General features: G+C 59.1%; 19 protein-coding genes and 1 pseudogene. 2 read left to right on the top strand and 18 right to left on the bottom strand.

The window, feature by feature from the left end; genetic code table 11:
- Positions 1 to 64 precede the first annotated feature (64 nt).
- From tssK to tssA, 18 genes and pseudogenes are all read right to left on the bottom strand, one after another.
- Complete coding sequence (gene tssK / locus ACR3E7_RS19685; RefSeq protein WP_170755852.1) at positions 65 to 1405, bottom strand: type VI secretion system baseplate subunit TssK; 1341 nt, start codon at positions 1403 to 1405, stop codon at positions 65 to 67.
- Between the two features lie 36 nt (positions 1406 to 1441).
- Positions 1442 to 2905 carry a type VI secretion system-associated FHA domain protein TagH gene (gene tagH, locus ACR3E7_RS19680; protein WP_480504710.1) on the bottom strand — a complete coding sequence of 488 codons (1464 nt, stop codon included), beginning with the start codon at positions 2903 to 2905 and terminating at the stop codon, positions 1442 to 1444.
- A 10-nt stretch (positions 2906 to 2915) separates the two neighbouring features.
- Positions 2916 to 3221 carry a PAAR domain-containing protein gene (locus ACR3E7_RS19675; protein WP_170356385.1) on the bottom strand — a complete coding sequence of 102 codons (306 nt, stop codon included), beginning with the start codon at positions 3219 to 3221 and terminating at the stop codon, positions 2916 to 2918.
- A 2-nt stretch (positions 3222 to 3223) separates the two neighbouring features.
- Positions 3224 to 3814: a DUF6931 family protein gene (locus ACR3E7_RS19670; RefSeq protein WP_170772288.1), complete on the bottom strand. Its 591-nt coding sequence runs from the start codon at positions 3812 to 3814 to the stop codon at positions 3224 to 3226.
- 11 nt (positions 3815 to 3825) lie between these two features.
- The gene (locus tag ACR3E7_RS19665; protein ID WP_170789084.1) at positions 3826 to 5928 is read right to left on the bottom strand and encodes a type VI secretion system Vgr family protein; all 2103 of its coding nucleotides are present in this window, start codon (positions 5926 to 5928) and stop codon (positions 3826 to 3828) included.
- Positions 5929 to 5962: 34 nt separating this feature from the next.
- Entirely contained in the window at positions 5963 to 8932 is a 2970-nt protein-coding gene (locus ACR3E7_RS19660; RefSeq protein WP_480506658.1) for a type VI secretion system contractile sheath domain-containing protein, read from the bottom strand.
- A 633-nt stretch (positions 8933 to 9565) separates the two neighbouring features.
- A pseudogene (gene tssB, locus ACR3E7_RS19655) lies at positions 9566 to 10066 on the bottom strand (type VI secretion system contractile sheath small subunit); the annotation flags it as partial.
- Positions 10059 to 10913 (bottom strand): ion transporter, encoded by an 855-nt coding sequence (locus ACR3E7_RS19650; protein WP_170775539.1) that lies wholly within the window; start codon positions 10911 to 10913, stop codon positions 10059 to 10061. The gene ACR3E7_RS19650 and the pseudogene tssB (ACR3E7_RS19655), both read right to left, overlap by 8 nt.
- Positions 10914 to 10985: 72 nt before the next feature.
- Entirely contained in the window at positions 10986 to 12233 is a 1248-nt protein-coding gene (locus ACR3E7_RS19645) for a hypothetical protein (protein ID WP_331252395.1), read from the bottom strand.
- A 110-nt stretch (positions 12234 to 12343) separates the two neighbouring features.
- Positions 12344 to 15061 (bottom strand): type VI secretion system ATPase TssH, encoded by a 2718-nt coding sequence (gene tssH, locus ACR3E7_RS19640; RefSeq protein WP_480504713.1) that lies wholly within the window; start codon positions 15059 to 15061, stop codon positions 12344 to 12346.
- A gap of 2 nt (positions 15062 to 15063) precedes the next feature.
- Entirely contained in the window at positions 15064 to 16134 is a 1071-nt protein-coding gene (gene tssG / locus ACR3E7_RS19635) for a type VI secretion system baseplate subunit TssG (protein ID WP_170789078.1), read from the bottom strand.
- Positions 16098 to 17975, bottom strand: coding sequence for a type VI secretion system baseplate subunit TssF (tssF, locus tag ACR3E7_RS19630; protein WP_480504715.1), 1878 nt, complete (start codon positions 17973 to 17975; stop codon positions 16098 to 16100). Before tssF ends, tssG begins: the two co-directional genes overlap by 37 nt.
- Before the next feature lie 4 nt (positions 17976 to 17979).
- On the bottom strand, positions 17980 to 18474 hold the full coding sequence (tssE, locus tag ACR3E7_RS19625) for a type VI secretion system baseplate subunit TssE (RefSeq protein WP_170775549.1): 495 nt from the start codon (positions 18472 to 18474) through the stop codon (positions 17980 to 17982).
- A complete protein-coding gene (locus ACR3E7_RS19620; protein ID WP_170789073.1) occupies positions 18467 to 19288 on the bottom strand; it encodes a type VI secretion system accessory protein TagJ in 822 nt (273 codons plus the stop codon). The genes tssE and ACR3E7_RS19620 overlap by 8 nt, the downstream gene beginning before the upstream one ends.
- A 77-nt stretch (positions 19289 to 19365) precedes the next feature.
- Positions 19366 to 19860: an Hcp family type VI secretion system effector gene (locus tag ACR3E7_RS19615; RefSeq protein WP_170775553.1), complete on the bottom strand. Its 495-nt coding sequence runs from the start codon at positions 19858 to 19860 to the stop codon at positions 19366 to 19368.
- Positions 19861 to 19954: 94 nt separating this feature from the next.
- Positions 19955 to 21451, bottom strand: coding sequence for a type VI secretion system contractile sheath large subunit (gene tssC, locus ACR3E7_RS19610; RefSeq protein WP_170775556.1), 1497 nt, complete (start codon positions 21449 to 21451; stop codon positions 19955 to 19957).
- Positions 21452 to 21454: 3 nt separating this feature from the next.
- Positions 21455 to 21970, bottom strand: coding sequence for a type VI secretion system contractile sheath small subunit (tssB, locus tag ACR3E7_RS19605; RefSeq protein WP_170356373.1), 516 nt, complete (start codon positions 21968 to 21970; stop codon positions 21455 to 21457).
- A 67-nt stretch (positions 21971 to 22037) separates the two neighbouring features.
- Entirely contained in the window at positions 22038 to 23087 is a 1050-nt protein-coding gene (gene tssA / locus ACR3E7_RS19600) for a type VI secretion system protein TssA (protein ID WP_480504718.1), read from the bottom strand.
- A gap of 397 nt (positions 23088 to 23484) precedes the next feature.
- Between tssA and ACR3E7_RS19595 the strand changes: the two genes are divergently transcribed.
- Both ACR3E7_RS19595 and ACR3E7_RS19590 read left to right on the top strand, forming a co-directional pair.
- Positions 23485 to 23901, top strand: a complete 417-nt coding sequence (locus ACR3E7_RS19595; protein WP_170775560.1) for a hypothetical protein — start codon at positions 23485 to 23487, stop codon at positions 23899 to 23901.
- Between the two features lie 3 nt (positions 23902 to 23904).
- On the top strand, positions 23905 to 24525 hold the full coding sequence (locus ACR3E7_RS19590; RefSeq protein ID WP_480504720.1) for a MotA/TolQ/ExbB proton channel family protein: 621 nt from the start codon (positions 23905 to 23907) through the stop codon (positions 24523 to 24525).
- The last annotated feature ends 8 nt before the right edge of the window (positions 24526 to 24533 follow it).

Genomic DNA, 24533 nt, shown 5'->3' with positions numbered 1-24533 from the left:
TAGTCCAGTGGTCCACGCAAGCAACCCCATCAATTTGTTTCGTACCAATCAGCGGCCCGGACGGCTACTGATTGCGGATCGCCCACAGCTCCATCTGCAAGCCGGGATATTGCCCCGACACATGTACCGCGATCCCGCCCGAAGTGGTCATCTTGCTCCAATACGGGCTGGCTGCGTCCAGTTCGAAATAGACCACGCCCGAATGGTACGGGATCTGGCGCGGCGCGACCGGCAGCGGGCGCAAGGTGATGCCTGGCAGGGCCGAGTTCACCAATTGGCGGATTTCCTCAACCGGGCCGGTCTTGGCCTGACCCGCGAAGTGCCGCCGCACGTCTTCGGCGGGGATATCCGCATTAACTGCCAGCACAAATCCGGCCGAGCCGATCAGCTTGCGATCAGCAATCACACCGACGCTAATGCCGTATTTGCGCGGCTCCAACGGGATCGAGATCGCCGTCTGCTCCAGCACCGAGCTGAGATATTGGCGCAGCACTCGGATCACCGGGGCAAAGCTTTCGGTCAGGTTGTCGTGCTGGTAGGCGGGGAATTGCACTGCTTCTTTCTCGGCGCTCATGAAGGTCGCCAACTCGCCAGCTAGTGCGGCGCAAACGCGGTAGGCGTGTTCGGGATGCACGTTTTCGATATTGGCGAAATGGCGCACCAGCGGCAGGTTGCGGTTGATCACCATCAACAGAAGGAAATCCGAAATCTCCGCGGCACCCTTGGCAGGTCCGCCTTCGGACAGCCGCCCGGCCAGCGCCTGCATCCGGTGCGACAGCATTCCCTCAAGCTCGTTCATGAACCCCGCCAGTGCCGGGGCTGCGCGCACATCTAGGACCGAGGGCACAAAGCCGCGATCCAGTACAATCTCTTTGTCCGGGCGCACTTCGATGATGCGGGCAATCGGAATGGCCAGCTTGTCGGCCAGATCGTCCACCGCCAGTGCAAATTGAAGTCGCAGCTTACCAACACCCAGCGTTACCGGCTTTTTCTGCTGGCTCATCACGTCAGTGATTTCCTGCTCGGCGGGACGCAGGCGGCTGACGGATTGTTCCGCACCGCTCAGATCCACCTCGGACGCGCCTTGGCGCCGCTGCGGTACGGTCAGGTAAACAACGCAATCCTTGATCGTTTCGGGCACTTCCAAAGCGGGCGGATGATCTTCGGCCTGCGGTACGCGAAACACCTGCCCGTCCGGCGTCAGCCCTGAACAGGATTTGAGCGCTATTTGCCCGACCTTGAGCACCTCGTCATCCAGCTCAAGCGCGCTCAGCCCCCAGGCATAGGGTGTCACCCGGCGCGCAAGCCCGGCCACCAGCGCCTCGGTATACCGGTCGGCCTGCTGGAAATGGTGGGGCTGCAAAAACAACCCTTCGGTCCAAAGCACCTTGCTGTCCCAGGACAATGGCTGCCCTCCCTTGTTATTGCGCCCGATGGGGCGTTACTTCAGCTTTTCCAGCTGTTCCTTATACGCACGCGCGAATTCCCGGCTGAAGAGATCGTGAAAATCATTCTCGGCCTGATCCGAAATTTCCGCATACATCTTTTCATACACTTCCCAATATTGGGCCTTCTTACCCTTGAAAAGTGACCCAAGTTTGCCGGAGCCTTCGATTTTCCCGGCCAGCACCTCGGGGTCGAGCCGCGACAACACGCCTTTGAGCGCGGCCTCCATCCCTGTGACCATGGCGACCTCATGGGCCTTGATATCGTTCAACGCCTCGGCGGTGGCCTCCTCGGAGGCGAGGTAGCCTTTGACCCGCGGTTTCACCAACGCCTCGATCGCCTGTTCGGCGCTGATCGAAAATTTCAGCGGGTTGTTTCCGCCGGCGCTGATCATGGTCTGATCAATGCGGAATTCAGACTTGATAGAGGTACGCGTCATCAGAATTTCGCGCAGACCCGTGATCATTGCCCGTAACACGCGCCCCATCCGGCCCATCGTGGCGGGCAGATCGGCGTCGTCGATGCGCAGATCGTCCACCTCCAGCGCCTCAAGCAGGGCGCGGGCGGCGGATTGGTCCCCACTTGCCGCAGCGGGAGCAGGCGTTTCGACTACTGTGGGCTCATTTGCAGGCTCGGGCGCAGGCGCCGGAGCCACTGGTTCCGACGGCGGAGGTGGGACCGCACGCCCGCCAGGTGTTGGCTTGGCCGGTGGAGCGGCCGGTTCCGGCGGTGGCGCAGCAAACGGGTCCGAGGAGGACGGCTCTTGCGGCGACAGGAAGTCGTCATCCCAATCGTCGGGGATCAGATTCGCGCCGCCGCCACTGCTGGGCGCTGAAAACGCATCCGTGGCCGAGGGGTTGTGCATCGGGTCGCTCGCCCCCATGCCCTGATGCGCATCCGCCGGTTTGGCAAAGAAAGGGTCATCATCGCCGAGTGGTGGCAGCAGTTCGTCCATGGGATCAGGCGTTGCGATCTGGCCCGGCCCTTTGGGGGCTTCACCACCCAGCAGGTCGTCCAGAAAATCCCCGCCCGGCGAGGACGCGTCCAGCAAATCCAGGGGATCCGGCGCGTTTTGCGACTGTCCGGGCGAGACATTGCCCTGCCGCATCGGCTGTGGGATCATCTCTTCGAACGAAGGCAGATCGGCACCGATCTCGACCACCATCTCATAACCGCCCGCCGTCAGCACATCGCCATTGTTCAGCGGCGTCGGCGTCCGACCCAAAGCAATCTTGGAATAGTTCAGAAAGGTCCCGTTGGTCGACAGGTCTACGATCACCACGTTGCCATTGTGATCCTCGATCACGAAATGGTTCTTGCTGAGCGTCCGCTCGGGGTCGGGCAAAACAAGATCATTGGCCGGACCACGCCCTACGGTCAGCGATCCCCCCTGCATCGATACAGGACGCCCGTCGCCCGGCACGACGCCGGTGGATTGGAATTTGAGCGTGACCGTCATTCTTCTGTCTTCATCCTCCGACCAGCACGGTAAATTCACCTTTGACGATGGGCCCGCCACAGGCGCATGTATCCATCACCCGCGCAGCTGGCATCTTGCCAATCAAAACCGTCGCCGAGCCTTTGATGATCGGGTGCGGAAAGGCGGGTGTGGCCATGTCAAATATTCGCGCCGCAGGCATCTTGCCCACCAACACTGTCGGGCAGCAGGGCGGCAGGATGGGCATCGGCGCAGGCACCGGCGCGGGGGGCGCAGGCGGTGGCGCCAGAAAGGTACAGGTGTGGAGATCCGCAACGCGGGCCTGAGGAAATCCCATATCTACTCCTTCGCCTCCAGCTTGCCGTTTCCACCACGGGCGATATCAAGGCCACGGTCGATCAGCAATTGCACATAGGCATCGAAGTCGCCCTCATGATAACCCATCGCGGTGACATTCATGGCAAAGGCCAGCGCCTCGGCCGCGCCAAGCGGAGCGGTCATCCCGGCAAGTTCACCTGTACCCAGTGTCCCATCGGCATAAAGCGCGCACATGGCGCAATTTATCGTCTCATCATCCGGATCGGCCAAGTCTATCGTCTGTTCAGCCTTTTCACGATTCTCGGGCGTCGGGCGAAAAACCCAAGCCTCAGACGCTGCCAGCGACGGCGTGTTGTGTTCAGGCGCCTCGCCGATATAGTCGCGCGCCGCCAGACAGGACCACCATACCCGTTCACGCGGCGGCAGAGCCACGCCCAGCAGTCGTAGCATGTCAATCGGGGCACCTTTTTCATCTAGCTCAGCCAGAACCACATCCAGAGGCGCACTGGCGGGCGCGTCCAGCTTGGTGCCCAATCGCGCATTGGCATCGGCCAGCATCCGGGCCGCGGGCATCTGGGGTGTCTTGGTCAAATTGGCAAATCGTTCGCTCATCCATCCGACCCCTAGTTAATCATCGTCACGCCACCCTTGAGGGTCAGCATAGCATCGCCGCTGACCGTCGTCAGTGGGCTTTTTGCGTCAAGCTTGGCGTTCGCCTGAACGTTGATCATCGTGCTTTTGACAGTGATACTGGTCGGGTCCAGCTTGATCGAAGAGGTCCCGACCTTAAGCTCGATCGACTGCATCGCGGTTATGGTGATTTTCCCGGCTTTGGCGTCGACCTGAATGTTCCCCATTTTCACGGTCGTTGTCTTGTTGCCCTGCTTAATCGTCTCGGTGTTGTTGCCGGTGACGGTTCGGGTGGATTTCCCTTCGACCGTTTCCGTCTGGTCGGTCTTGATGAAAACGTCCTGATTGCCCTTTTCGATCGTGAACGTGTGATCACCTTCCTTGATCGTCTCATCAACGTCTTTCTTGACCACCTGGCTTAGACAGCCGTCGCCTCCATTGCCGCCCGTGTCCAGCTTGTCATAGCCGATGGTGATGGTGGATTTGTTCTTTACCAGCTTTTCATGGTCCTTCTGCGCCTGAAAGCGCACCAGTTCCGCCCCCGCTTTGTCCTCGAACATCAGCTCGTTGAACGTGTCGGTTTTGCCCTTTTCTGACGACCGGGTCCTGATACCGGACTGCGTCTGGTTTGCCGGCAAATCATAGGGCGGCATCGTTTCGGCATTATACAACATGCCGGTGCAGATGGGCCTGTCGGGGTCGCCCTCTTCGAACTGGATGACGACCTCCTGCCCAATCCGCGGGATGTGGATCATGCCCCAGTTCTTACCGGACCACGGGGTGACAACACGCACCCAGCACGAGGTCTTCTCGTCCTTTTTACCTACACGGTCCCAGTGGAACTGCACTTTGATCCGGCCATATTTGTCGGTGTAAATTTCTTTGCCCGCTGGGCCGGTGACAATTGCGGTGTGCAATCCAGCAATCTCCGGCCAGGGCGTGGTACGGGCGTTGCGATACTGGACCTTCTTGGGCTGAACGTCGAACTCAACCATATACATTTCGCTGTTGTCTTCAGGAAACTCCAGCGCACCCGTATCCAGATCCTTTTCGTTCTTTACAAATCCGTAGCCTTCGGTCGTCTGCAAATAGAAGGTGGCTGCCGTGACCAGATATTCCTGGTTCTGATCCTTGTCGGGATGTTCCTTCAGGGTGAAGGTCTTTCCGACCTCCATCGCCCGGACCGAGGCACGACCCCGGCGGCGGTCATATTCGGTTTCTTCAGCCTCCATCCGAACCTGCGCGCGCGGCTTGCCCTTGTTGGCGTCGCTGTAATGACCGGGCGTGTCGTACAGCTCATATTTATTGTGCTTGTGATCGGGCGAAAGGATGGTTTTCGACACCGAGGCCATTTTGGCACTGGGTGTCTCAAAATTGAAATCGCCCAAGGCAACGACACCGGGAACGATCTGCTGTGCGGTGGCCCATTCGGTCACACTGTCGGGCAGGCGCTGTTTGTAGTCGTCGCCCGCCCGGTAAAACAGCTCCGACATTCCGGTCAGCGGCGTGTGTCCCGACAGCCCGTCACACAGGACCAACGTTTCATATTTGTTATTCGCCTTGGCATAGTCGAAGAAGTAATAGATGCCCTCTTCTTGCATCAGGCGTGAGACAAAGTCGAAATCGGTTTCCCGGTACTGGACGCAATATTCCCGTTGTTCATAGGTTCCGCTTAGCTTCTTCTGGAAATCCGAGAACCCGTGTGCTTTGAAAACGTCCTCGATGATCTTGACGACCGACATGTTCTGAAAGATGCGGCTGTTGGTGGTCTGTTGAAGCATCCAGAACCACGGACGTAGCTCGGCCAGCAGATGCACGAACCCATCCCGCAGCGCCAGCCGTTCAACGCGCACGATCGTGCCGGTGAACTTGCGCTCTTTCCCCTCGCTCGAGGCCATGTGGATCGTCAGGATTTTACCCAGCAGCTCTTCCAGCTTGATGGTCTTGTCCGACGACAGCAACTCAACCTGTATCTCGGTCAACTCGCCCATCTTCTCGTTGATGATCGCGCGGCGGATGACGAGCTCTTCTTCCTTGTACTTGTAACTGCCGGTGATCCGAAGCGGCCATTCCTTGCTTTGCAGATTGTCAGACATTTCCTAATCCTTCCAAATCGCGTTGGACACGCCGTTATAGATCGGCCAGCAGAGCGGCCAGCTCCGGGTCCATTTCATCATCATCCTCGTCTTCATCGGTGTCGTTATCGAAGGAAGCAAGGAAGTCGTCCAAATCATCAACATCATCCGACGCGTCATCGTCAGAACCGGTATCGTCGTCCAGCCCCAGATCGTCTAGATTGAAATCCTCCTCGGCGGGGGTGTCTTCAGACTCGGGTTCCGCGGGGATATCGGGCGACGGCGCCGGGGCGGGAACGCCTGACCATGGCCCCAGAAGTTCTTGTCCTGCAACCGAGTTGAATGATCCCAGCCGGATCTCATCCCGTCCCTTGACGGAAAGCACCGGCATATAGCCCCGCTGAACCGAATGTTCGTGCTTGTCCAGCGACAGGTTGCGTTCGGTACAAGGCAACGCCACCTGATCGCCATAGCGGTCGTTAACGAAATGATAGGGCACCCCGCCCAGGCTCATAACCGAGCCGAGGTTCATCGCCTTACCATTCTGTTTGAAGGACCGCGCCAGCAGGATCGTTACTAGAACCGCCGGATTGGCCCATAGCATGCCACGCAGACCTTCGGTTTGGGTGAATTCCTCGAACTCAAACTCATAGATGGGCTCGGATTTGGCCCCATAGGGCCGACGTAGTAAAAAGCGCGGCGAGGCAAGGCCTACATGCCCGGCCTCAGGCATGGCGCGGAACGTGTCCCAGGCCTTGACCACTAGCGGGTGGCGGTCCTCTTTCTTGACGTCCAAATAGGCGGGCGTGATTGCGCTGATGAAAGGCGCATCCACATGAGCGGCTACCCGGCCGATACGTCCCAGCAACTCGGCATGAGGGGGGGTTTCCTCGAACGTATAAAGCCCGATCAGGGCGGAATAGCCGCCGCGCCCGTTTTCCTCATCCAACGGCCCCTCGGTCAGCAGCCGGACCAAACCGGTCTGCGCCAGATCTTCCTCCGAGGCCAGATCGGCACCAATTTCCTCGGCTGAGACATCATAGAGGATCACGTCCAGCGTATCGTCATCCTCAACGCTGCGCGCGATCAGGTCCAGACTGCGCCACTGCGCCTCGATCGACTGGAATTCGGGATGATGCAGAACCATGCGCATCGCCGCACTCAGCGCCTCATCCACTGCTGTTTTCATCGCTGCAACATCCGGGCTTGGTAGTTTGCGAATATGCGGCCCGACCACCCGTTTCAGTAGATCATCCACCGGAGAAGGCTGCGCCAGCTCTCCGCTCGTATCTCCGATCAACTTCTGAAAATCGCTGAGCTTCAAGTCGGCCCGCACGGTATTGCCACCCGAAGTCTTGCGCGGTGGAACCACGGCCCGTCCGAATTCCTCGCCCCAAGCGGTCAACTGTTTCGCCGCATGCTCGGCGGTTGCTCCGGCCCCAAGCTGGCCTTTCAAGCCCGACAGCCCTTCGAACAGCGCGACCTTTTCATAAAGTTCGTCAGGGTGCAGATCGTCCAGTTCGGTCAGCTTGACCTCGATCCCCGCGCCGTCCTTGCCGATAGGCAGAACCAGCGTGGTGGCAAAGCCTGAGATCACATCTTCGACCGTATCGGGGTCCAGCAGGATCGGCGCACGCGCAGCCAGCGCATCGCCTGTTTCCATCTCACCCCGTGCCGCACGACCCGAGAAATCGCCAAAGATGGCAATGCGGAATCGGCTTCGTTTCAACTGTTCAGGTTCGGGCCGGTCGGCGCTCATGCGGCCAAAGGCCAGCACCGGTTCACCATCCGGTTGGGCCCCATCCGGCGCCGAGGTATCATCTGTATCATCATCCTCGGCCAGCAGACCGTCGAGGTCGAAATCGTCCGTATCGTCCGTATCGTCCGAGGCAGGCTCGTCGTCATCGCCCAGCAAGCTGTCCAGATCGAACTCATCCCCGTCGTCCGCTTCGTCCGCGTCATCAGCCAGCAGGCTATCGAGGTCCAGATCATCGTCAGAGGTGTGATCCGCCAGAAGCGCATCCAAATCATCCTCTGGCGTGTCTTCATCCTCTGCTGTCAGATCATCCAGCAGACCGTCGAGGCTGGCGTCTTCGTCCTCCTCTGGCGCGGTATCCGCCAGATCGCCCAGAATATCGTCGAGGTCATCTGCATCCGCGTCCTCTTCAATATCCGGGAGAGCGCTCAGAATATCATCCGTCTCATCTTCGTCTGACTGTTCAGATTCATCTGCAAGATCCGCCAGCAGATCGTCCAGATCCATGCCTTCATCCTCGTCCTCCGTCACATCGGGCAAAGACGCCAAGGCATCATCAGTCGAACTGTCCTCGGCGTCATCATCATCCGACGCCATATTGGCCAGATCACCCAGCAGGTCATCAAGGCTGGTATCTTCGTCTTCCTCCTCGGGCGTCGCGTCACTGAGTTCAGACAAAATATCGTCAGTCTCGTCGCTGTCTTCGTCGTCTGAAGCCAAATCCGCAAGGTCGCCGAGCAGATCGTCGAGACTGGTATCCTCGTCCTCATCCTCAGGTGCGGCGTCGGCAAGTTCTGAGAGGATATCTTCGCTGTCATCTACGTCTTCAGCCGCGACCGCATCGGGCAGAGAGGCCAAAGCATCGGCAGCAGAAGTGTCTTCTTCGCCCCCATCCGGAGCCAAATCAGCGAGATCGCCGAGCAGGTCGTCGAGGCTGGTATCCTCGTCCTCCTCCTCGGGTGCAGCGTCGGCGAGGTCCAAGAGGATATCTTCGCTGTCATCCGCATCTTCCTCCGCGACCACATCGGGTAGTGAGGCCAGAGCATCGGCAGCAGAAATGTCTTCGTCGTCCCCATCCGGAGCCATATCGGCAAGATCGCCGAGCAGATCGTCGAGGCTGGTATCCTCGTCCTCATCCTCAGGTGCAGCGTCGGCAAGGTCCGAGAGGATGTCTTCGCTGTCATCCGCGTCGTCCTCTGTTACCGCGTCAGGCAGTGAGGCCAAAGCGTCGGCGGCAGAGGTATCTTCAACGTCCTCATCCGGAGCCATATCGGCAAGGTCGCCGAGCAGATCGTCGAGACTGGTATCCTCGTCCTCATCCTCAGGTGCGGCGTCGGCAAGGTCCGAGAGGATGTCTTCGCTGTCATCCGCATCTTCCTCCGCGACCGCATCGGGTAGTGAGGCCAAAGCATCGGCGGCAGAGGTATCTTCGGCGGCGTCATCCGGAGCCATATCGGCAAGATCGCCGAGCAGATCATCGAGGCTGGTATCCTCCTCATCCTCGGGCGCCGCGTCGGCAAGTTCCGAGAGGATATCCGCGCTGTCATCTGTCGCGTCTTGTTCCTCAGTCTCGGGGATAGACGCCAACGCATCTTCGATTGCAGTGTCCTGCGGGACCTCGTCGGGGGCGGCGTTGGCAAGGCCGGACAGCACTCCGGCGGTGACATCGGGTTCGGCATCGGCGTCAACCGCGTCTGGAACAGAGGCCAGCGCATCCTGCACAGTTGTATCTTCCGGCGCGCTCTCGGGGGCTGCAGCGGACAACTCGGACAAGACATCCGAGGTCTCGCCCCGGGGCGCTGTGTCCTCGGCTTCGGGCAATGAGGCCAGCGCATCGGCGACCGCAGTGTCCTGAGGCGCGTCTTCCGGGGCCATTTCGCGTAGGGCGTCCAGCGTCGATTGGCTGTCCTGCGCGTCAACCGGGCTGTTGGCCAATGTCGCCAGCAAAGCCGGGTCGGCCAGGATCTTTTCGATCAGCGCCTCGGCCCCGGCCTTGCCATCCATATAGGCCAACAACGTGGCCAGTTGTGTCCGGGCCTCAAGCAGTTTCTGCAATGGCTCGATCTTCGAAGCGATCTGTGCAGGGCTGAAATCGCTCATCTTCTCGAAGGTCAGATCGACAGACAGGTTGCCCTCGCCGGTCAGCGTGTTGGGCACGGCAAATTCGACACGCGGGGCCATCGCCTTCATGCGGTCGTCGAAATTGTCGACGTCGATCTCAAGAAACTTGCGGTCGGATATCGAGGGTGTCTCGGCCTTGGATTTCCCGGACAGATCGCTCATAACGCCCATCACGAAGGGCAATTGCACCTTCTTTTCGGCGCCGTAAAGCTCGACATCATATTCGATCTGAACCCGCGGCGCCCTGTTGCGCGCGATGAATTTCTGGGAATTGTCAGCCATCCCCCTGTCCTTTCAATTCCGCCACTTCGCTGCGCAGGGCTCTGACCTCGACCAGCAGCTCTTTCACCCGGTCGTCCACGATATCTGTTTCACTGCGCACCAGATCCCGAAGGTGAGAGAACTCCTCGACCGCATCATCCTCCACCGCCGATTGCATCGTGTTGACCAGCAGACCGATGAACAGGTTCAGCACCGAAAACGCAGTGATGACGATGAAGGGCACAAAGAATATCCATGCGGTGGGATGCACCTCCATCACAGGGCGCACGATGCCCATGGACCAGCTTTCCAGCGTCATGACCTGAAACAGCGTGTAAAGAGACCGACCAAGCGTGCCGAACCATTCCGGGAAATCGGGACCGTACATCAGCGTGGCCATGACGGCAAAGACATAGAACACGATCGAAATCATGATGATCACCGCGCCCATCCCTGGCAGCGCGTCCAGCAATGCCTGCACCACGGATCGCATCTGCGGAATGACCGACAGCAAGCGCATCGCGCGGATGACCCGCAACCCCCGCAGGGCGGATAGGCCATCGCGGTTGGGCAACAGGCCCAGTGTCACCACCACAAGGTCAAAGATGTTCCAGGCATTGCTGAAAAAGCTCATCCGATAGGCGTAGAATTTCAGCAGCAGCTCGGTGACGAAGATGCCCAGAACAATCTGGTCGAAAACGCTCAGGATATGACCGATATTGGCCTGAATCGACGACGAGGTGGACAGGCCCAGCGTGATCGCGTTGAAGATAATCACACCCAAAATCGTGTTCGTGACCGTCCTGCGCTCGACAAATTCGCGCACAGCATCACGGAGCGTTTCACCCTTTCCGATTCCGGTTTCCAACTTTGCCTCCTGTCGTCCGTTCGGGGCGCACGGTCCTACCCGCGCGCCCCGTATTCTTTACCCTGACCTGCGTCAGGCGGCGTCAAACACCGTTCCGTCCAGCGCCTTGCTGGTGATCTTGTCATAAGCATACCCGCCAACCGCGCCGCCGACACCCAAAGCCAGATCCTTGGTGGTGTTCGCAATCGCGTTTCCGTCGATCGGCGATGTGGCCAGCGCGGCAAATTTCAGTCCTTCGCGGAAGACCTTGAGGCCCTTGGGGTCCTTGATCTTCAACTGTGCGACGCGCTTCATCAGGTCCTTGATCTTCGGGGCCCATGTCCGCGTGTCCGCATACATTATCTGGACCTTGCTGATCGCTTCATCGACCGCCTTGTAATTGGGTGCCAATGCAGTGTCCAAAGCCTTACTGATCATGGTCAACTGGGCCTTTTTGTCCTTCACCGGATGCTTCTTCAGCTTGCTGGCAACCTCTTTCAAGAACTCGGCCTTAAGCTTGTCTTGTTCCTTCAGGACCTTGTTCAGCTTTTTGGACAGATCATGCACCTTGACGACCATCTGGGCGTATTTCGCCTTGAGCGTATCCGCCGCATCTTCGACGGTCTTGATCGAAGGTTGTGCGACGCCCACGAATTCATTCAGCACGGCGGCGGAAATTTCGTTTGCGGCGTAAAGGCCTTTGTTCTGGGCGGCTTTCTCAACTACCTTCAACTCGACCAACAGGTGTTTCTTGGCAGTATCGATATCCGTTGCAAGCTTGCCGATATCCTTGGCCAGCGATACACCAGATTTGATCAGCCCAAGAATGCCGAACGCGGCCCCCGCGCCCCCCGAGAACGGAGAGGTCGCCATCGCCGCAATGGACACAGCCAGACCAGCCACGGTGCCTGCAATGGACACTGCAACCTTGATCTTGAACTTCTTCCATTCCTTTTTCTTGGCCTGAAGCTTGGTCCACGCCTTTTGCGCGGCCAGCTCAGCGCCTTTTTCAGCGATCTTCATGTCATTCTTGATCGCGTCGTTCAGACCCTTGAGCTGCTTTTGCATGTCCTTGTCGGATGCGCCCTTGTTAACCATCTGAACAAACGCTTTGTCGAACACCTTGCATTTCTGTTCGATCGTCTTCTTGGTCTGCTCCAAAACCTCGCTGGCCGAGGCCTGAAATTCCTGCTGCAAAAGAGGGTCTTTCTCGACACCTTTTTCCATCTTCTTGTCCAGCTCGACAACCACTTTGAACGACAGTTCTGGTGGTTTCACCATCTCAAGGCCTGTTACCTTGATGGGGACCTTTTTCATGTCCATGACAACGTGTTTAACCACTGGTTTTCCTTTCCCTTTTGCAGTGACGCCTCAAACAACCACAGTTCTTAAGGCGCCTTCTGTGAACTCAATTTCAGAACAGAGTTTTTTCTGCCCGGTGTGGCCGGGGATCAGTCAAAACCATAGGTGAAATCATTGTCCTTGACGTCGATCGTGACTTTCGACACCTCGTGCCCTTCCATCATACGACGCAAGAATTCGGCAGATATGTCGGGCAGCATCGTGTTGGTCACAATCGCGTCAATCATGCGCCCACCGCTGTCCAACTCCTGACAGCGGTTGACGATCTCTTCGACCACCGCATCCGTGTACTCGAACGGCACGCCGTGGGCCTCTTGCACGCGTTTCTTGATGCGGCCCAGTTGCAGCTTGGTGATCTCGCCCAGCATATCGGGGCTAAGCGGGTAATAGGGGATCGTCACCAGACGTCCCAAAAGGGCGGGCGGGAACACTTTCAGCAGCGGATCGCGCAGCGCTTTGGCCATGCCTTCGGGTTCGGGCATCAGGTCGGGATCTGCGCACATATCCATGATCATTTCGGTGCCGACATTCGAGGTCAGCAGAATCAGCGTGTTTTTGAAGTCGATCACACGGCCCTCGCCATCCTCCATCACGCCCTTGTCGAAGACCTGAAAGAAGATCTCGTGCACGTCGGGATGGGCCTTTTCGACCTCATCCAACAGCACCACGGAATACGGCTTACGTCGCACCGCCTCGGTCAAAACACCACCCTCGCCATAGCCGACATAACCCGGAGGCGCGCCTTTCAGGCTGCTGACCGTATGGGCCTCCTGATATTCGGACATGTTGATGGTGATGACGTTCTGTTCACCCCCGTAAAGCACCTCAGCCAGCGCCAGCGCGGTTTCGGTTTTACCGACACCCGAGGTACCTGCGAGCATAAAGACACCTATGGGCTTGTTCGGGTTATCGAGCCCCGCGCGGCTGGTCTGCACCCGCTTGGCGATCATCTTCATCGCGTGATCCTGACCGATGACGCGCTGCGCCAGACGGTCTTCTAAGTTCAAGATCGTCTCGATCTCATCCTTGACCATGCGACCCACGGGTATACCGGTCCAGTCGCCGACAACGCTGGCCACGGCCTGATGATCAACGATGGGCAGGATCAGGGGGCTGTCGCCCTGCACCTCTTCCAACTCGGTGTTCTTGGCCTTGAGTTCCGCAAGCAGCGCGTCGCGGTCGATGGGCTGTGCACCCGGTGCTTCTTCGGTCGCGGCTTCGCCTTCGGCGGTGCCGGTGCCTTCGACCTCCTGTCCGCCAGCGCGCAGTTTAGCCCGCAGATCGAGGATGTCTTCGACCACTTTCTTTTCGGCTTCCCATCGCCCGTTGAGTTCGGCCAACCGCGCCTCTTCCGCCTCTTTTGCGGCATTCACGGCCTCGCGCCGGTCGGCGACGTCATATCCAGCAGTTTCATCCCGTTCGATTATCTCCAACTCGGTGGTCAGAGCCTCAATCCGGCGCTGGCTGTCGTCGACCTCGGCCGGAACCGCGTGCTGAGACACCGCGACCCGCGCGCAGGCCGTGTCCAGCAAGCTGACCGATTTGTCCGGCAATTGCCGCGCGGGGATATAGCGAGCGGACAGAGTCACCGCCGCTTCGATCCCCTCATCCAATACCTGCACGCGGTGGTGTTTTTCCAGCATTGAGGCAATGCCGCGCATCATCAAAACCGCCTTGGGGATATCGGGCTCTTCGACGTGCACGACTTGGAATCGCCGGGTCAGAGCCGGGTCTTTTTCGATGTATTTCTTGTACTCGGCCCATGTGGTCGCGCCGATGGTGCGCAACGTGCCCCGTGCAAGCGCCGGTTTCAGCAGGTTGGCCGCGTCGCCCGTGCCAGCCGCGCCGCCAGCGCCGACCAGAGTGTGGGTTTCATCGACAAACATCACAATCGGCGTTGGGCTGGCCTGCACCTCGTCAATCACCTGACGCAGACGGTTTTCAAACTCGCCCTTCATGCTGGCACCAGCCTGCAACAGACCCACATCCAGCACCAGCAGGCGCACATCTTTCAGCGCAGGCGGCACATCGCCACGCGCAATCCGCAAAGCGAACCCTTCGACAACGGCGGTCTTACCCACCCCGGCCTCACCCGTGAGGATCGGGTTGTTCTGACGGCGGCGCATCAACACATCGACGATCTGTCGAATTTCTTCGTCACGACCCACGATCGGATCAATCTCACCATTGCGAGCCTGTTCTGTCAGGTCGGTGCAGAACTGCTCCAGCGCCTCACCCTTGCCCATGGCACCGGGGGCCATCGCGCCGCTGGCCTCGCCAGGCTCGGCCCCGCCACCGACGTTTGAACCATCCTGCGCGCCCAGCGTGTCCTCGGGCGAGCCATCGGTGGCTTCGGCAAACTTGTCGGCCAGATCATCGGCACCGATCTTGGCCAGTTCCGGCGACATGCTGGCCAGAATGTTGCGCAACGCAGGCGTCTTCAGCATACCAAGGATCAGATAGCCGGTGCGCACCTTGCTGTCGGAATACAGAAGCGAGCCCCAGACCCAGCCCCGCTCCATCGCGTCCATCAGATGGTCCGACAGGTCCGAGATCGAGGACGCCCCACGCGGCAGCATGTCCAGCGAACGAGTTAGTTCGGACGCGATCTTGCCGGGGTCCAAATCATAGTGCTGGATGATGCGGTGAATATCACTGTCCTGACCGTTCAGGATCTGGTGCAGCCAGTGCTGGATTTCGACATAAGGGTTGCCCCGCATCTTACAGAACACGGTGGCCCCTTCGATCGCCTGATAGCCCAGCTTGTTCAGCTTGCCGAACAGCGACACGCGGCTGATTTCCGTCATCTTCAATACCTCTCGTTGGGGGCCGATTTGTCGGCCTCGAATTCTTGGTTCATGTATCCGGGGTATAGGATCAGATCCTCTGCATCCGGGCGGGCCTCGTCCGGGTCATCGCGGGTTCTAATCCAGCTTGTGTGGCCCAATTGGGTTGTACCGCCCAGCGAGGCGCGCGGCACCTCGTCACCGGCCAGCACCAGATTGACCTCCCAATCCAGCGTGTCACCGACATAGGTGCGCAGGATCGCTTCAAGACGTTTTTGCGACACCCCGCCAGGCAGCAGGCGTTTGTAGTCCTCCAGCGAGACGGGCCCCAGACGGATGCGAAACTTAGCAGACCGCGACCAGACCCGGTTGCCGATACTGGTGGATTGCCCCAGCCGCGCAGGTGCACCCAATTGCCATGTGTCGTCGGGCTCTAGCTCCAGCCAGGTGCCGACGAATTGCTGCACATGTGCCTCGACGCCGAAATAGTCGGACAGGATGGCGATCAGGCCTTCAGCCGTTTTGGTACCTGACCCCAAATGCCCCGCAAAGAAGCGCCGCAACATGTCCGACATCGCGTCTCGATTATCGAAGCCGGTGCCTTTGTACCCGGCCAGTGCGGCCACCCTTTGTTCAAAGGGATCATCGCCGCGATCAAAGCTGGGTGCGGGTTCGGCGGCAGACCAGGCGCGATACAGCAGGCTGAGCATCCGGTGCGTCAGCATGTCGGCAAAGGCCACAAAGGTCGGGTCGCGGTGGTTGCGCAGCCGGTCGCGGGCAAATTCGGTCAGATGCAGCGGCAAGGGCCCCTGCGGGCCGAAATAGCCAAAGAACAAGTTGCTCAGCTTTCCCGGTGCATCATCCGAGGCCGGTTGGAACCGGGTCAGCGTGCTGGGCGGGAAAGCCAGCGAGACCTCTTGCCCCAGCCGCACTTTGTCCTCGCGCGGGCGGCGCGATTCCCCAAGACGTGGCGCGTCAGCATAATGCGCCTCGATCACGCGAAGCGCCTGAAAGACGTGATGCCTTTCAGGATGCGCCGCCAGAGCGGCAAGCAGGTTCAAATGACCCTGCCCAGACCCGCTGCCGGTCGCCATCTGGCAATCTCTCCTCGTCTTTCGGTCTTCAGAACGGTTTCCGTGAAACTGTTGATCGTGGTGTATTTGCGGAAAAACCGTTCCAGCACTGCGCCCAGAACGTAGACGCTGGTGCCTTCGTAAAAGCTTTCGTCAAAGCCCAGCGTGATCTCGAGCCCGCGTACGGCGGTGCTTATCACCTCGTCGCTCATGCGTCGCACGATCGGGCGGCTGTTGACCGAAACGACGCCCTCAAGCTGTTTCTCGGTCACGCGGTTACCCAACGGCGCGTAAATGCCCAGCAATTCGCGCAGCGCCCCGGCTCCGCCCTCCTTGCCATCGCCCGAGATGGATAGGTAGTTCAGGCTGAGATGACTGATTAGTTTCCACGCCGCGTCGCCCTGCGCCAACGTGGCATGGGGCCGGGTCGGCGTTACCGGCGTGCGTACTGATTTGACCGGGCCACCTTCGGGCAGATGAAACACATCCGCCCCACCGGCTGCCAGCAGCATCGGCAGGTCACGGTTCGAACACAGCGCCTCGACCGCAAGCTGATCCAGCGTGCCGGGATACGGCGCCTCGGCCCGGTCCACCAAAGAAAGATAGACTTCGGACCCCAGATAGGACGTGCGTACCCCGCGCAGGCGTTCCTTTTCGTTGCGCTGCCGCATCCGCCGCTTGATCGTGTAATAGGCACTGTGGTTGTCGCCCGCTGCGGTCAGGTCTGTGTCGCTGTAGAAGGGGCGGAAGGGGATGTCGCCCTCATCATCTGATTTGATGCCGATGACACGCTGGATCGAGAAAATCTCGTAGTCCAGACCGGCCGTCCTGTTCGGCACCACATGGTGCTGCGTGTCCATCTGCGTCAGATGCACCCGGTCGCAGCGGCGGTGGAACAGATTCACCGCCGGAACTGCGTTCAGCGCAAAAGCCGCAGGGGTGACCGCTGGGGCCACATCGCGCATACCGTCCTGCAAGAGAATATAGATATCGACATCCGTGCCTGCCGAATTCTGCAAAGCCGGCTGCAGACCTGTCAGTTCCACGAACAGGAACCGTTCGGGCATGGCAAAATATTCCTGAAGCAGGCGGTAGCCGTCAAAGGACTGGCGTGGGGTCGGCAACAGGGCCTCGTCGCGTTCAAACCCTTTGGGGGTCACATCCGCCGCGGGCAAACGCACAGCCCAATCGGCGCGGCGATCGGTCGAACGCCCGGTCAGGCCCACGCATTGGGTCGCCAGCAATTCATGCAGTGACCAGGCCTTGCCGCCTTGCGTGTCCAGATGCAGCACCAGGTTGTCCAGAGCCAGCTCTGCCATCGGCGCGCCGTCGGTGCGGTTCAGCCTTAGGCGAATACCGGCCCGTGCCTCGGTATCCCTAGCCACTCCTGCCGCGACCAGCTCACCGCGACCGTCGATATATTCGGCCTCGGTAATCTCGATCGGCCACATGGTCATGTCCGCTGAGGTGCGGAACTCGCAGGCGGTCTGTTCGCCCTCAGCCAGATGCGAACGCAACGGTGTGCCGCGCGGAATGTCATAACCTTCCTTCAGCGCCGCATTGGCCACATCCGGTTCGAACTGCACCACCATCATGGACGGCGTTGGCGCGAGATAATGGGGATAGACAATTTCCAGCAGGTTCGACGTAAAGGCCGGGAACTGCATCTCAAGCTCAAGCTGCACCCGCGCGGCCAGAAAAGCGCTGCCTTCCAGCAGACGTTCCACATAGGGGTCGACGACCTCGATCCCCTCCATGCCCAGACGGGATGCGATCTTGGGATAGGCCGCCGCGAACTCGGCCCCCATTTCACGCAGAAAGGCCAATTCGGTTTCGTAGTGTTTCAGAAGCCGTGTGTCCATCTCGCTAGCTCCGCTCGATTGCGACTTCGCCGGTCGTTACATCGACCCGGCTGCGCAGATAGAGTTCCAGCGGCATTGGCTGCGCCCACATCACGGCACGGATGTCATATTCCACGTGCATCTCGCCCGATCCCTTTTCAGAGCGCAAATCAACCGAGACCGAACCCTTGACGATCCGGGGCTCGAACGCCTCAATCGCATCTGAAATCGAGCGCTGAATACGCTGCGCCTGCCGCAAGGTCGAAAACGCTCCCGAGGTTTCGCGGATGCCATAGTTCAGAACCGATTTGGCCGCGTTGGGATAGATATCTTCATCAATCAGATCGGACTGATCGGTGGTATTGAGCAGCAACGACAGGTCGCGCTGGATAATCTCGCGCAGACGCCCGACGTCGATGACCCGCGCGTCGCGCCCTTCTTTCAACTGGTCCGGCGCATTGTCAGTCAGCCGGTCCAGCAGCGAAGGCTGAAGGCGTTCGGCAAGGGTCTTCTCAGCCATCTCCTGCCGCTTCCCCGGCCTCGGTGGCCACGTTCAGTACCAGTTCGCGCACGTCCAGAAGCGCAACATCCGATTGATCCGTCGTCAGCAGACGCTGGCCCAGACCCACAAATGTTTCGGACCCCGCATCCATCCAACTTGTGGCTCTTGCCAGCCGCGCGGCGTCGTCACCCTGCTGGGTTGTGCCGGGATAGCGCGTTGGGATCAGCGCAGCGATCTCACCGCCGCTGGCCACGGTCAGAGTGCAGGCGGTCCAGACCGCGTCGCGCAGGTCGCTGGGAGGCTCGATTTCAAGCCGTGCAATCTGCGCGAAAGGCAGCCAGAAATATCGCCCGTTCACGATGACCTCAAGCACAGGACCCAGCCGCATATCCGCATCGGCAATCCATTCGAACGGCTCACCATTCACTGTGCCCGAAGTGGCAGGAGCGGCGTCAAAAGCCTTGGCGCGCATCACGGCAGCCTGATCGAAATTGCCGCCTGCGGTAAGCTTCTGGGCCTCGATCAGATGGGCCAGCCACTCTTCGGGTTCGCCAAAGATCATCGGTGTCTTTTCCGCCGCAAAGACTTTTTCGCGGTACACCTCGCAGATGATTGCCTCGCGGTAGGTCTTGGCCATCATCGTGGCCGCTTCGTCCATTTCCGCGCTCAGCTTCAACTGGGTGATCGCACGTTTCCAGTCACCCAGAACGCAAAGAAGCTGAAACAGGAAAATCCGCAGCTTGGCATCTGCGGGATTTGCGCGGATCTTGTCTTGCAGGGCGGCAAGCGTGGCAGTCAGATCGCCTGTTCTTAGATGGTCTTCCGGCGTCATGCGGCCCTCGTATGGTCAGAAATGGGTAGTGTGGGCTTGGGCGGCACATACCGCCAAAGCCCGGATCGTGGAGGAAATCAGCTGACGTCGCCGGTTTCCAGGTTCCACTTGAACTCGTTGCAATCGCTGAGCTTGCCGTCTCTGAAATCGGCAATGCGGTATTTGATCGAGATACCGCGATAGGCAACAGTCCAGTTTTCCGACGGGATCGATTCCTCACCACCCGAGACCGAATAGCTGTCGACGATGGCGTCGCGCAGGGTGAAGATCAGGTAAGGCTCCATGCCCTTCTTTTCGTCATCGCCCGACCGGCAGAGGTGAATTTTCATCTCTTTGTTGGCGCGGCCCGAGGCAACATACGTCATCAGCTTGGCCGAGGCCTGGCTCAGTTCAGTCGTCAATGAGACCTTACCGAAATTCGCGTTTGCGTATCCACGTTGGGTCGTGCCCATGTCACCCATATCCAGGGTGCGCGCAACTTCCCAGCTGATCTCTTTACAAGCGATCCAGCCAGAGTGTTGTTTTTCACGGGCTTCACCGGGGAAGTCCATTTTGATGAATACGTTTTCCATTTTACCTTCCTTTAAGGACTAGTGATGTCACTGAGATATGCGAGGTTTGATTCGACGGCAGTGAACCACTTCACATGCCGTCGAAGTTTTTGATTTAACCGGACTTTTCAGACGGCAGCTTAGACACGAGGCGCAGCGATACCGACAGGCCCTCAAGCTGATAATGCGGCCGCAGGAAGAACTTGGAGGAGTAATAGCCGGGGTTGCCCTCGACGTCTTCGACCACAACCTCGGCCGAGGCCAGCGGCTTGCGTGCCTTCTCGGCTTCGGCGGAAATGTCGGCGTTGAAGTCAACATACTGGTTGATCCATTCCTGCAACCAGCTTTCCATGTCCTGACGGCTTTTGAACGACCCGACTTTGTCGCGCACCATGCATTTCAGGTAATGCGCAAAACGGCAGGTGGCGAACAGATAAGGCAGACGCGCGGCCAGATTGGCGTTGGCGCTGGCATCCGGGTCGTCATATTCGGCAGGCTTGTGCAGCGACTGCGCGCCGATAAACGTGGCCGAGTCGGTGTTCTTGCGGTGGATCAGAGGCATCATGCCGTTCTTGGCCAGTTCCGCCTCGCGCCGGTCCGAGATTGCAATCTCGGTCGGGCACTTCATGTCCACGCCGCCATCGTCGGTCGGGAATGTATGCGCGGGTAGGCCTTCGACCGTACCGCCGCTTTCCACACCGCGAATGCGCGAGCACCAGCCATATTCCTTGAACGACCGGTTGATGTTCACCGCCATGCCATAGGCCGCGTTGACCCAGCTATAGCTGTCGCTGTTGGCGCCGCTGGTATCTTCCTCAAACGCAAACTCCTCGACCGGTTCTGTTTTGGAGCCATAGGGCAGACGACCCAGGAAACGCGGCATCGCCAGACCAACATATTTCGAATCCTCGCTTTCGCGCAGGGACCGCCATGCGGCGTATTCCGGGGTCTGGAAGATCTTGGTCAGATCGCGCGGGTTGGCCAGTTCTGACCAACTGTCCATCTGGAACAGGCTGGGCTTGGCCCCAGTGATCAGCGGCGCATGGGCTGCGGCTGCGATCTTGGACATCTCGCCCAACAGCTCAATATCTTGTGGGCTGTGGTCGAAATGATAATCGGCCACCAGCGAGCCATAGGGCTCGCCACCGAACTGGCCGAATTCTTCCTCATAGAGCTTCTTGAAGATCGGCGATTGATCCCATGCCGTCCCTTTGAACTTGCGCAGGGTCTTGTGCATGTCTTTCTTCGAGATGTTCATCACGCGGATTTTCAACATCTCGTCGGTTTCAGAGTTGTTCACCAGATAGTGCAGACCGCGCCACGCGCTTTCCATCTGCTGGAATTCTTCATGGTGCAGGATCAGGTTGACCTGTTCGGTCAGCTTTTTGTCGATCTCGGCAATAATCCCTTCGATCGAGCGCAGCGCGTCGTCCGAGATCAGGCCGGTATTGGCCAGCGCCTGTTCGGCCAGCGTCTTGACCGCGCTTTCAACGGCGGTTTTCGCCTGATCCGATTTCGGGCGGAATTCCTTGGTCAGCAGAGCCTCGAATTCCGAGGACCCGAACGCTGTTGCGCCCTCAGTGGCTTCTACCTTGGCTTCTTGATCGGCCATCTTTTATTCCTCCTCGGCAGCGTCGCCGCCCGGTTTGGGCTGCGCAGCAAGTGTCTTCAGCAGGCTTGGGTCCTGCATGATTTTCGAGATCAGATCTTCGGCCCCGGTTTTCCCGTCCATATAGGTCATCAGGTTGGACAGCTGTGTGCGCGCATCCAGCAGCTCTTTCAGCGGTGCGACCTTGGCCGCGATGGCGGCGGGGCTGAAATCATCCATGCTTTCAAAAGTGATATCCACGGCCAGATTGCCCTCACCGGTCAGCGTGTTGGGCACGGTAAAGGCGGCACGCGGGGCCATAGACTTCATCCGGTCGTCGAAATTGTCGACGTCAATTTCCAGGAATTTCCGGTCGGCAACAGCAGGCTGTTCCACCTCGGACTTGCCCGCCAGATCGCTCATGACGCCCATGACGAAGGGCAGCTGTACCTTTTTCTCGGCGCCGTAAAGCTCCACATCATATTCGATCTGAACCCTCGGAGCCCTGTTCCGGGCTATGAATTTTTGTGAACTGTCAGCCATCTGTTGCTCCTCGATTCATCCGTCAGTTTTTTGTGTCCATCCACGCCCCGGCCTTGCCGGAAGTGGATTAAAATCCATGGTCATCATCATCGGTTTTCAGGCCGCCAATCTGGCGCACTTCGTCCAGACCTTCCTTGGCCATATCTTCGATAATCGTAAGAAAGTCCGCGTTGACCAGCCGCTTGGCGCGTTCCAGCAGAACCGGCAGCGGGCTGGAGGGCTCGCACCGCGCGTAATAGTCCATGATGCGATCCAGCATCCGGGTTACATCATCAGGCGAGTTGATCGCACCGCCACCCGCAGGAGCCGCGGCACCGGCCCCGCCTGCAGCAGCCGTGGCTGCGGCGGGGGCACTTGTATCGGCCACATCTTCGGCGGCAACCTCGCCTACATCGGCATATTTTGCCAAGGCCTGTCGGATGCTTTTCAGCGCCTCGATCAGCGGGTCCAGATTGGGGCCTTCGCCCGGTGTCTTGTCCGTAAACACCGCATCAATCGCACCCACATCTTCCAGCGCAGCAGACACTGCTTCGGCATTGGCCGCCAAAACCTCGTCATCGGTATCTTTGAAGGCCGCCGCAACGCCGTTGGCATCCGGTATATCATCCAGATCGGCGGGCATGTTGATCCTGCCATCCACAACATCCAGATGGCGCAGGGTCATGCGCCCGAACATGCGGCTGTCGGTTAGACCGGTGCGCCGCAGCGCCCGCACCATCCGGTCGGTCGAGGCCAGACCACGCACCGCGTTGATCCGCATCGTGGCGTCGCCATCGTCTTCGTCCAACTCAGGGTGGCAAGTGTCCCAGAAATCCTCAAGCAGGGATTTCGCATAGTTCAGGGTCGTCGCAAACGCGGGCAGACCCTTGGTGTGCAACACGGCCTCGGCCAGATAGATTGCTGCGCGCAGATCGTGGCTTTGTTCCATGACCGCCAGCGCCTTGGTCTCGACTTCAGCCCAATCCTGTTCTTCGGCGGCGACCACCTCGTCACCCATCTGCCGTTCTTCACCGGGCTGCGCGGCAATTTCCAGATCGGTAAACGCCGGATCGTATTCCAGGTTTTCTCCGCTTGGCTGGTCTTCGCTTCTGGGCTCCAGATAAGACGATAAATTCATACTCTCCCCAATAACATCGCGGTTATTCACCACTTGTCTGTTTGTTGGCACCGCTTAACGTGATATCGTTGACGACCTAAATGAACTACTTCACAAGGCCACGACATTTTCTCACATTTCGCACATCATGCGCAGTCACTGTGATGAATCAGCCGCATACCCGGCGTAAAGTCAAACCTAATAAATACGTTTTTTTTGCGACATGACTTGGTCGCACCAGCGCCGAGGCGCGTTTTTTCTTATGTCTAACCAAGTTAGTTGTCTTGCACGGGAATTTTTTTCTTCTCGGCTGCGGGGTGTTGCTGCAATGATCAGACAAGCCCGGTCCGCGTCTCACCGGCAAACGGGCTTGCGAGTTTGGTCAACAAGACTGCCAGATCGGAAAATGGGGAGAAGAATGAAATCACGACTATTCGCGGCCATTGCGCTGTCGCTTGCCGCTGTCACTGCGCAGGCCGAGGACGGCAAGCTTTCCATCGAGCTGAACAAGTTCGAACCCGGCGAATCCGGCGGCTGCCGGGCCTTCTTTCTGTTTCGAAACCAGACCGGCAACAGTTTTGAAGCGTTCGAGATGTCGCTGGCCATCCTTGATACCAACGGGGTAATTGACCGGCTCTTGTCGATCGACGCAGCCCCCTTGCCGGTGCAACGGACGGTTTTGAAATTGTTCGAGATCCCCGAGATTGACTGTTCCGACATATCCGAGGTTCTGCTGCACGATCTGCCCGCCTGCAAACCGCAGAACGCGGACCCGGTCGATTGCTTCCCGCTGCTGGCGCTGGACAGCAAGACCTCTGCCAATCTGGCGCAATAAGCCATGCCGGGTTTGGAAAATCTGGGCACCGGAGGGCCCATCATTGCCATCCTCGGGCTGTTGTCCCTGCTGTCGCTGACGGTGATCGTCGTCAAATTGATCAAGCTGGCCCCGGTGCGCGCGGGCGGACCGGCGCGGGATGCGGCCTTTGTTCAATGGTCGGGCGGCGACCGACAAGCGGCGCAGCAGGCGGTGGCTGCGGGGAAATCCCCTGCCGACCGGGTCTGCGCCTATGCCATGCAGGCGCTGATCGACGGCTTCAAGGGCCCCGCCCTGATGGCCGAGTTGACCCGACGCGGCAATCTGGAATTTGCCGCCATGAACAGCTGGCTGCGTGTGTTGGAGCTGATCGCCATGATCTCACCCCTGCTGGGGCTTTTGGGCACGGTCACTGGGATGATCCAATCGTTTCAGGAGCTTGAGTTGGCGCAGGGTGCAGCCAACGCCTCGGTTCTGGCCGGAGGGATCTGGCAAGCGTTGCTGACCACCGCTGCGGGGCTGGTTGTTGCCATTCCGGCCGCCATCGGCGCCTCGCTTTTGTCGGGCCGGGCCGAGGCCGGCGCGCAATCCATCGAGAACGCAGTTGGCCGTCTGATGGTGTTGGAGGAGCGCGGCGCGCATTAGGATCATGG

The sequence above is a fragment of the Ruegeria sp. BK1 genome, assembly GCF_056535645.1.
This window is presented reverse-complemented; position numbering and strand designations above follow the sequence as displayed.